The sequence below is a fragment of the Sphingomonas sp. Leaf22 genome (assembly GCF_001421715.1).
Taxonomy (GTDB): Bacteria; Pseudomonadota; Alphaproteobacteria; order Sphingomonadales; family Sphingomonadaceae; genus Sphingomonas.
Genome location: NZ_LMKP01000041.1, coordinates 90,698 through 99,760, shown reverse-complemented (window position 1 = coordinate 99,760; position 9,063 = coordinate 90,698). Strand labels below are relative to the sequence as shown.

At 63.7% G+C, this 9,063-nt stretch carries 6 protein-coding genes; 3 read left to right on the top strand and 3 right to left on the bottom strand.

Annotation, left to right across the window (positions count from 1 at the left end):
- The first annotated feature begins 78 nt into the window (after positions 1 to 78).
- Together ASE70_RS14180 and ASE70_RS14175 are read left to right on the top strand one after the other, a co-directional pair.
- On the top strand, positions 79 to 624 hold the full coding sequence (locus tag ASE70_RS14180) for a DUF6367 family protein (protein ID WP_056506095.1): 546 nt from the start codon (positions 79 to 81) through the stop codon (positions 622 to 624).
- A 370-nt stretch (positions 625 to 994) separates the two neighbouring features.
- On the top strand, positions 995 to 1,861 hold the full coding sequence (locus ASE70_RS14175) for a hypothetical protein (protein WP_156356281.1): 867 nt from the start codon (positions 995 to 997) through the stop codon (positions 1,859 to 1,861).
- A gap of 152 nt (positions 1,862 to 2,013) precedes the next feature.
- On the opposite strand, the gene ASE70_RS14170 is transcribed toward ASE70_RS14175, so the two are convergent.
- Positions 2,014 to 2,925 (bottom strand): LysR family transcriptional regulator, encoded by a 912-nt coding sequence (locus ASE70_RS14170; RefSeq protein WP_056506089.1) that lies wholly within the window; start codon positions 2,923 to 2,925, stop codon positions 2,014 to 2,016.
- Positions 2,926 to 3,011: 86 nt separating this feature from the next.
- On the opposite strand from ASE70_RS14170, the gene ASE70_RS14165 reads away from it, so the two are divergent.
- Positions 3,012 to 3,878: an NAD(P)H-binding protein gene (locus ASE70_RS14165; protein ID WP_056506086.1), complete on the top strand. Its 867-nt coding sequence runs from the start codon at positions 3,012 to 3,014 to the stop codon at positions 3,876 to 3,878.
- A gap of 344 nt (positions 3,879 to 4,222) precedes the next feature.
- On the opposite strand, the gene ASE70_RS14160 is transcribed toward ASE70_RS14165, so the two are convergent.
- Positions 4,223 to 7,486, bottom strand: a complete 3,264-nt coding sequence (locus ASE70_RS14160; RefSeq protein ID WP_056506082.1) for an error-prone DNA polymerase — start codon at positions 7,484 to 7,486, stop codon at positions 4,223 to 4,225.
- Positions 7,486 to 9,024 carry a Y-family DNA polymerase gene (locus ASE70_RS14155; protein ID WP_235519990.1) on the bottom strand — a complete coding sequence of 513 codons (1,539 nt, stop codon included), beginning with the start codon at positions 9,022 to 9,024 and terminating at the stop codon, positions 7,486 to 7,488. Before ASE70_RS14155 ends, ASE70_RS14160 begins: the two co-directional genes overlap by 1 nt.
- Positions 9,025 to 9,063 lie beyond the last annotated feature (39 nt).

The window sequence follows — 9,063 nt, the reverse complement described above, 5'->3', positions numbered from 1 at the left end:
GATAAATGGTACAACTGACTGCTGTGGTTCGGAGGTCAGATCCGAGGTCGAGCCGGAGCGAACGGAATAACAACGGTGATGACGCTGAATGAATTGCTTGGCTTTGCAGAGGTAGACGATCTCGGCACCCGCTTTCCTTACCTCATGCTCGAGATCGACAATGAGCTTCTGCGAGCGGTAGGGTTGCCGCTAGATGAAGGTGCTGGGTGGCGGGACTCTCGTGTTAGCGGCCTCAAGTATCGCATCGACCCCGCTAGACCGCAGATGATGCAGAAAAGGCATGTCCATGTCGCCGCTGCAAAGCACACGTCGACCAAGTCGAAGCAGGTGTCGTGGAACGACGAGGGCGGCCGACATGACCGGCATTCTTTCAATGACAAGCTCGGCGCTCGTGGCGATTACCAAGACGTCGCGCGCATGGCGCTCGGGTTGCCGCCGGAAACCATCCTTGAGTGGGTGGAGCCTGCCCGCGCCGGCCGGATCATGACCCTGCTAGAGGGGCTGGTCGGGAGTTCGGACCACGTCGACGCGCCGCTCAAGATGCGCGTAGTCTCGTCGCTGGGAGGTGCCGGCGGGAAGCGGACGGCGCTCGACGACGACGTGGAACTTGGACTGCCGCGTTGAAGCACAACAGCCTGACGGCTTGCGGGCGAGAGCGCGCTTTTCGCCTGATCCAGGTGCATAGGAGTGCGTTCTGTCCAGCTTCTCGGGCCGCCGGCGACGGGCCCCGGCTGTGAGCTGCGTGGAAGTCGCCCGTCTGGCGGGTGCGCCTATCCGTACGTCGCCAGCGCCGGCCCCGAGCACATCGTGGGGCGGCCTGCACGAAGGGCTGATTAAATTGCGGCTTTGCCACGCCCGTGGCCGGTCGTACCTGCTACCGGACGCTCTGATTGGCTTCGGAGGCACCCGCTTCTTCCTTCCTAGCTTCTTCGGCCCGCCTGAGCTCGTCTTCGAGGTGCCATCCACCAGTTCGCCGTTTGGACCCAAGCACCACGTGGCGACGCTGTATATTGATGTCGCCGCGCCTCGTGCGGCCGCAGCTACGCGCGTGGCGGTCACGTTCCGCTCTGACGACCGGGTGCGCGTCTACGACGACGGCGCCCAACTCTACCGTTGCACCTACCGCTCTCCGCTGGCCATCAGGCTTTCTGACCAAGTCGCGGGTAATTGCGTCACGTTGGCCGACGGAGATTTCGGCTTCACCGTCTATCACCACACGACCGCGGCGAACGCCGCCCTAATCCATTCCAGTGGCGAGCTGTGGTCGAGCACTTGGAACCTGGCCGGCACCGCAGAACTGGCAAACGTTTCGCACCTCTACTTCACGACGCTGTCGACAATCGAGGACGAAGCGGACCTGCGGCGTGTGGCGATGAGCTCTTTCGCAAACATCGGATTTCAGACGACCTCCGACCGATATCGCGAAGCTGCCGTCGCCCTGCCGGTCTACAAAGGCAGCGTTGACGCGCGTGGTTCCGCTATCCGGTTCGTAGTGCCGCTCAGGATCATTGCTCCGCCGCACCTCTTGTTTCATCCGCTGACGCGAGCCGAACAGGCCTACTACGAGGTGGTTGGACAGGAGATCGTGCGTGTGGCTGTAAAACCGGGCGTCGCGGGCACGATCACCGGCGACGAGGTTGGGGTACCGCCTCCAGGGCTCAAGCGGTTTAGCTACGTCGTCGAGGGCGACGCCTCCGGGTTGGACGGTCTGGTCGAGCCCATGCGAGAGGCAAGTGCATTCGGCGTTGCCCACATCGAGCCGTTGAACGCCGGACTAGATCTCTTCGAATTCTGGCAGGCAAATAAGAATCGCGACCTGCATTCGGGGCGGACTTTCGAGGCCCGCCTCCTACGGCATTGACGACTCGCAAGAACGGAGATGCGGATCCGCTCGATCGGTACCTGAATGAGCGTCCGGTTTCAGGATGCGTCGAAGCCAGCTTGGATGACCGATTATGGGTCAGAGCGAAACGGATCGCTGGCCGGACCGTTACCGAAAGACTGTCTGATGGCTTAGCGTGCGTCTATTTTCGGCTCGCCGCACATCGCGATGAAGGCACGTAATGGCGGCGATGCCAGTCTGTTGGGGTAGTAAAGCCGCGGTCCGTCGAATTGCGGCCAGAGTTCGGGCAACACAGCGACAAGCGTTCCGAGCGCCAAATCCTCGTCCATCCAGTTCCGGAACATGCCGATTATACCCAAGCCTGCTCGAGCATAGGCCAATCCAGAATTGAGGGCGTTCACGCCAAGCACTAGCTTCGTAAGAGGCGTCACTTCGACGGCTTGCTCGCCCTGTCGTAACCGCCACGGGATTATGGAGCCATTCGGCAGTCGGTAGCGAATCGCATCATGCCCGGTCAGTTCCTCCAGCGAGTCCGGCATGCCCCTACGTTCGAGATAAGCAGGCGAGGCTGCCAACCCGACCTCTTGTCGCCGCGGGCCGATCGGCACCGAGACCATGCCATCTTGCAGCGCATCGCCGTAGCGGACGCCGGCATCGCAGCCATCGGCAACGATGTCGACGAGATCATTCTCGACGTGGACTTCGACCACGACGTCCGGGTGCCGTTCCCGGTAGGCGGCCAGCAGGGGCGGAAGGATGTCCGGCACGATCGCGCCTGGCACGTTCAGCTTCAGCCGCCCGCGAACGTGATTGGTGCTGCCGGTCGCGTCCGCACAGGCTTGGTCGATCTTTGCGAAAAGCGGAATGATCCGCTCAGCGAGTGCTTCGCCTTGCTCGGTTGCCCTGATGCTGCGGGTGGTCCGGAGCATAAGAGGCGTGCCAAGCTCCCGCTCTAGCCGCGACACGGTGGTGCTGACCTTGGACGCCGCCATACCCAGGCGCTGTGCTGCGGCGCGAAAGCCACCTTCGCGAAGTACGGCGAGGAAGACGAGGAGATCGTCAGCGCTGATATTGTTCTGCATCGCGAACGCCTTGTTCCAATTTACGCCGCTTATCGTTGGCCCGAAGATCGATCATCTCCTGACCACATCATCAGCCGGAGACAATCATGATCATCGTTACCGGAGCGACAGGACAGCTTGGCAGGCGGATCGTCGTTGAACTGCTCGAGCGCGTGCCTCCTGAGCGGGTCAGCGTCAGTGTCCGCTCGCCAGAGAAGGCCAGCGATCTTGCCGCCCGCGGCATTCGGGTCCGCCAGGGCGATTATGATCGGCCGGAAAGCCTACGGCATGCATGGGAGGGGGCGGAGCAACTGTTGCTGGTTTCGTCCAACGCGGCAGCTAGCGGCGGGGATCCTATCGCCCAGCATGTCAACGCAATCGCCATCGCCAAAGAACTCGGCGTTTCACGCATCTTTTACACCAGCCAGGTCTCCGCCTCACCGACCTCGCTATTCCCGCCCGGACGCGACCATGCAGCCACCGAAGAGCTGCTGGCACGTTCTGGAATTGCATGGACGGCGCTTCGTCATGGGTTTTATGCGCAAAGCCTGCTGGCGATGCAGGCGCAAGGCTTTGCGAGCGGCACGATCACAGCACCTGTCGACGGCCCGGTTGCATGGACGAGCCACGACGACCTCGCTGCAGCCGACGCGGCACTGCTGGCGGGCGACCAGGTCATCGACGGGCCAACTCCGCCACTGACCGGGTCCGAAGCCCTGGACCTGTCCGGCATCACCCGAGTGGCGGGTGAAGTGACGGGGAAGGCAATCTCACGCGCTATGATCAGCTTGGAGGATCTTGATGCCCGAGCCCGCCAGAACGGTGTTCCTGTAAGCACTCGGGCGATCATGCTGGGCTATTTTCAAGCCGCGGAAGCGGGTGAGTTCGCAAGGGTCGATCCGACACTCGCCCACATTCTCGGCCGTGCGCCAGTTCCGATAAACGCATTCCTCCAACATCACCTGCCACGGTGATTGCGAGCCTCACATGAACGAGCGTCCGGTTCTGGGAATAGGCAAGCTGACTGTCAGTGACCGCTATTGGGTCATTTCGAATGTGATCCGAAGGAGGAAAGTTGCCGAACAATTCCATTAAACGCTGCGGTGCATCCTTGGGCTCGACCGATGTCATGATCGGTGCTGGCAGAGCTCCAGAACATGTCTAGGGGCCACCGTTCCGGGCAATGCGCGATCAGGCACCGTAGTGCGAGCCGCACCTCGATAGTGTCGACCTTTCCCTTGCCCGATCTAGCGGCAGCTGCGCGCAGGATGTGAAGCGACAAGTCGATGATGATCCGCTGATGACGCGACATGACCGATCAATGGAAGTCGCGCGATTTGATCCGCACTACCTGCTCGGGATCTAAGCCGTTGTCGTGCGGTGGCCAATAGCTGTCGCGCGGACCAGGCCGCCAGCCGGCATCGCCCCGGTCGGGCGACCCGGCGTGGCGAGCGCCGTCGCCGCGTCCGGTGGCGTGTGGAAAGTCCATCTGCCCGACCTGAGCAAGAAGCCCGCCATAGTCGATGATCCGGTCGCAAATAACGTGCGTGACTAGCCCCTCGCGTTGAACCCGACCCTTCATTCCGATCATGGCGGCCGACATGACGGTGCGGCGCTGTGCTTCGAAACGATCAGGCCACAGGATGCCGTTACCGATGCCGGTTTCGTCCTCGATGGTGATGAACAGGACGCCCTTGGCACTGCCGGGCTTCTGTCGGACCAGAATGATGCCGGCGACTTCTACATGGCGCCCGTCCTTGATGTGGGAGAGATCGGCGCAGCGAACGACGCCGCGTCGGGTCAGGTCTTGGCGCAGGAAGGCGAGGGGGTGCGCCCGCAGCGACAGTTGCAGCGCGCGGTAATCTTCCACCACTTCGCGGCCCTCAGTCAGCGGGCGAAGGGATACGTCGGGCTCTAGTCCCTCCGGGCTGAACGAGGCCGCCCGAGTATCGGCGGCAGCAAACAGGGGCAGGGGAGCCTCGCCAAGACCCTTTACCTTCCATAGCCCCTGGCGCCGATCCTCGCCCAACGCATGGAAGGCATCAGCTTCGGCCAGCCTTTCGATCGCGGTCCTCGGAACGCCGGCACGACGCCAAACCTCCTCAACCGAACCAAAAGGTGCGTCCCCCCGTGCGGCGACGATCGCCGCCCCGTGGGCATTGGCCAGGCCGCGCACCTGCCGCAGTCCCAGCCGGACGGCAAAGTATCGCCCACGCGACGATTCCAGCGTACAGTCCCAACGACTGGCGTTGATGCAGGCGGGCCGAACCTCGACGCCGTGTTCGCGCGCGTCTCGAACGACCTGTGCCGGAGCATAGAATCCCATCGGTTGGGCGTTGAGCAATGACGCGCAGAAAACGTCGGGATGATGGTGCTTCATCCAGCAGGAAGCATATGCAATCTTGGCAAAGCTGGCGGCGTGGCTCTCGGGGAAACCGTACGAGCCGAACCCCTCAATTTGCTTGAAGGTGCGCTCGGCGAAGTCGCGGGGATAGCCGCGCGACACCATGCCCTCGACCAGCTTGTCGTAGAAGTGGCTGACGCCGCCGGTGAATTTGAAGGTGGCCATCGCGCGGCGCAACTGGTCGGCCTCGACCGGCGTGAACCCTGCGCCGACGATGGCGACCTTCATCGCCTGTTCCTGGAACAGCGGCACGCCGAGCGTCTTCTCGAGCACGGCGCGCAGTTCGGGACGCGGATAGTCCGGCTTCTCGCGTCCCTCGCGGCGGCGCAGATAGGGGTGGACCATGTCGCCCTGAATGGGACCCGGCCGCACGATCGCCACTTCGATGACGAGATCGTAGAAGCGGGCTGGCTTCATGCGCGGCAGCATCGACATCTGCGCCCGGCTCTCAATCTGGAAGGTGCCGAGGGTGTCGGCCTTCTGGATCATGGCATAGACGTCCGGATCGTCGTCCTGCAGGTCAGCCATGCCGATACGGACGCCTTTCGCCTCTTCCAGCATGTTGAACGCGCGGTTCATGCAGCCAAGCATGCCGAGGCCGAGGACATCGACCTTCATAAACTTCAGCGCATCGATGTCGTCCTTGTCCCATTCGATCACCTGCCGGTCGACCATCGCGGCGGGTTCGATGGGTACGAGATCGTCGAGACGATCGTGCGTCAGGACGAAGCCTCCCGGATGCTGCGAAAGATGGCGCGGCACACCGATCAGCTGTCGGGCCAGTTCGAGCGCCAACCGCAGGCGCCGGTCGTTCATGTTCAGGCCGAGTTGGTTGACCTGCTTCTCACCGACGCCTTCCTGACTCCATCCCCAGATGAGGCCGGACAGCGCCTTGGTCAGGTCTTCGGGCAGGCCAAGCGCCTTGCCGACCTCGCGCACCGCGCCACGTGCCCGGTAGCGGGTGACAACGGCCGTCAGCGCGGAATGATTGCGACCGTACGTTTCATATATCCACTGGATGATCTCTTCACGCCGCTCATGCTCGAAGTCGACGTCGATATCGGGCGGTTCGCGGCGCTCGCCGGACACGAACCGTTCGAACAGCAGTTCGTGTTTTATCGGATCGATGCTGGTGATTCCTAGGACGAAGCAGACGCAGCTGTTGGCGGCAGATCCGCGTCCTTGGCATAGGATGCCCCGCCGTCGGCTCTCAGCGACGATGCTGTTCACCGTCAGGAAGTACGGCGCATAGCCCAACTCGCCGATCAGCGTCAGTTCGTGGCCGATCTGCTGGCGATATGCGTCCGGCACCCCGTCGGGGAACATTCGTTCGACCGCCGTCTGCGTCAGCTGTTCGAGGGCCCCCTGTGCGGTCAGCCCATCGACGACGCGCTCATGGGGATACTGGTAGCTGAGCAGACCCAGATCGAAGGTGCAGCGCGCGGCAATTTCGGCGGTGGCATGGATTGCGTCGGGAAAGGCTGCGAACCGGCGTTCCATCTCGTCGGGCGATTTCAAATGCCGGTCGGCATGGCGTTCGCGGCGAAAGCCGAGTGTATCGACGGTACATTTCTCGCGAATGGCGGTAACGACATCCTGCAGCAGCCGTGCTTCTGGCGCATGATACAGGATGTCGCCGACCGCGACGGCTGCCACATCGGTCGCCGCTGCCTGCGCCGACAACTGATGCAGGCGCAACGCATCGTCCGGACGCCGGCGGAACGCCAATCCCAGATAGCCGCGATCGGCGAACGTCGCGCGCAGTTCGAAGAGATGACGAGCCGTCACCGCGTCGGCTTCGAGCGGCAGCAGGATCGCGATCAGCCCATCGTTCCACGCCACGACATCCGACCAGTCGAGCGTACAACCACCCTTGCCGGCGCGCGATTTGCCGAGCGTCAGCAACCGCGTCAGCCGCGACCAAGCCGCCTTGTCGGTCGGGTAAAGCAGCAACGCCCGGCCATCGGTCAGATCGACCCGTGCGCCGGGGATCAGGCGAACGCCGGTCGCCTTCTGCGCTTCCCATGCCCGTACCAGGCCGGCGACGCTGCCCCGGTCGGCAACACCCAATGCGCTGTGCCCCTGTAGGGCGGCCGCGGCGAACAGTTCGTCAGGGCTGGATGCGCCGCGCAGGAAGGAGAAGTGGCTGGTCACCTGCAGTTCGACATAGCTGACCATCAACCGAACAGCCCATGAAGATACCAGCTGAGGTCGCCAGTGGCGTTGTCGACGCCATCGCCTCGGCGGAACAGCCAGAAGCGCGCACCGCTATCGTCCTCGACCCGGAAATAGTCGCGGACCGCCCAGACCTCCCCGTCGCGCCGCCACCATTCGCCATGAATGCGTTCGGGCCCATCGCCGGCCACGACCGAATGGATCTTGCCACGCCAAGTGAACCGACGCGGCGGTGCGTCGGGCAGTAGGGCCAAGACACCGATGAGTGGCTCGGGACGCGCCAGCAGCCTCACGGGCCGCCGCCACGCGGGCCAGCCGTGCGGTACATCGAGCGGCGAGACCCGACGTACGGCCCGCTCGGGTACGTCGCTTTCGATCGGTGCTAGTGCGAAGAGCGCAGCCTCGCCGACCCGTCCGGCGATCTGGTCGACCAGCATCGCGACATCGGGCGCTGCATCTTCGTCGGCGAGGTTCCCAGCCAGGGCAGTTGCGCCGAGTGGATCGGTACGCGGTGCGATGAGACGCATCGCCTCGATACCATCGCCCGGATCGATCCGTTCGATTCGCAGGTGGAAGAGCCGGGCAAGGTGGGTCGCATCGCGCGTGGCGCGCGCGGTCCCTACGGAAAAGCGCTGTTCGCTGCCGTCGATCCGCTCGACGGTGAGGATCAGCGCACGTGCGCCGCGTCCCCGCTCCTGAAGCTGACGGATGAGGTCGGCGAGCAGATCACCGATCACCTGTTCGATTGCGTCTGCCGTGCCGATGGGTTCGAGCAGGCAGAGTCGCGTAGCAGGTGCTTCTTCCGGCACCACCGGTACGATGGGTTCGGGTACGCGCCCCAGCGCCTGATCGAGACGACGTACGCTTGCGATCCCCAATCGCCGCGCCAACGGGCCGCGCGGCAGCGGCAGAAGGTCGGCGATGCGATCGAGGCCGAAGCGATTGGCCGCGGTCACTGCTTCGGACGTGAGACGAAGGGCGATTGGCGGCAACGAGGCCAATGCCTGCGCTTCGCTTCCCGTTCGAAGTACGCTGACGGCGTCATGCCCGTATCTCGCCATGGCATGCGCCGCGCCCGGCGTTCCTGCCACGGCGATCCTCCCGGTCAGACCGAAGCGTCGGCAGAACCGAACCAGCCGCTGGCAGAAGCGGGCTTCCCCACCATGCAGATGCGCGACGCCGGTCAGGTCCAGCCATAGGCCGTCCGGTCCGCTGACCGCTGCGGTCGGCGTCCAGTGCCGCACGGCATGGTGCGCCAGATCATCCAGCAGCTTTCGATCCGCATCCGGATCGCCAGGACGAATGTCGAGATCGGGAATCAGCGCACGCGCCTGTGTCACTGCCATCCCCGGGGTCATGCCTAATTCCAATGCTGCCGGACAGGCGGCCACGATCACCTGCCGTTGTCCGATCTGTTCGCTGAGGATCAGCGGCACGTCATGCGTGACAGCGGGCGGCGGTGGCGCATTGCGGACGCCATTTGGGGAAGGTCGCTTAAACGGATGCTCCGCAGCCTCGGAACGCCGGCCCAGTTCACGCATCTGCGGCCGCTGATGCAGTGGCAGCGCCGCCACCTGCTG

Coding starts and splice junctions, on each gene's coding strand:
- ASE70_RS14180 (WP_056506095.1), top strand. CDS start 79: ATGACGCTGAATGAATTGCTTGGCTTTGCAGAGGTAGACGATCTCGGC.
- ASE70_RS14170 (WP_056506089.1), bottom strand. CDS start 2,925: ATGCAGAACAATATCAGCGCTGACGATCTCCTCGTCTTCCTCGCCGTA.
- ASE70_RS14165 (WP_056506086.1), top strand. CDS start 3,012: ATGATCATCGTTACCGGAGCGACAGGACAGCTTGGCAGGCGGATCGTC.
- ASE70_RS14160 (WP_056506082.1), bottom strand. CDS start 7,486: ATGGTCAGCTATGTCGAACTGCAGGTGACCAGCCACTTCTCCTTCCTG.
- ASE70_RS14155 (WP_235519990.1), bottom strand. CDS start 9,024: ATGCGTGAACTGGGCCGGCGTTCCGAGGCTGCGGAGCATCCGTTTAAG.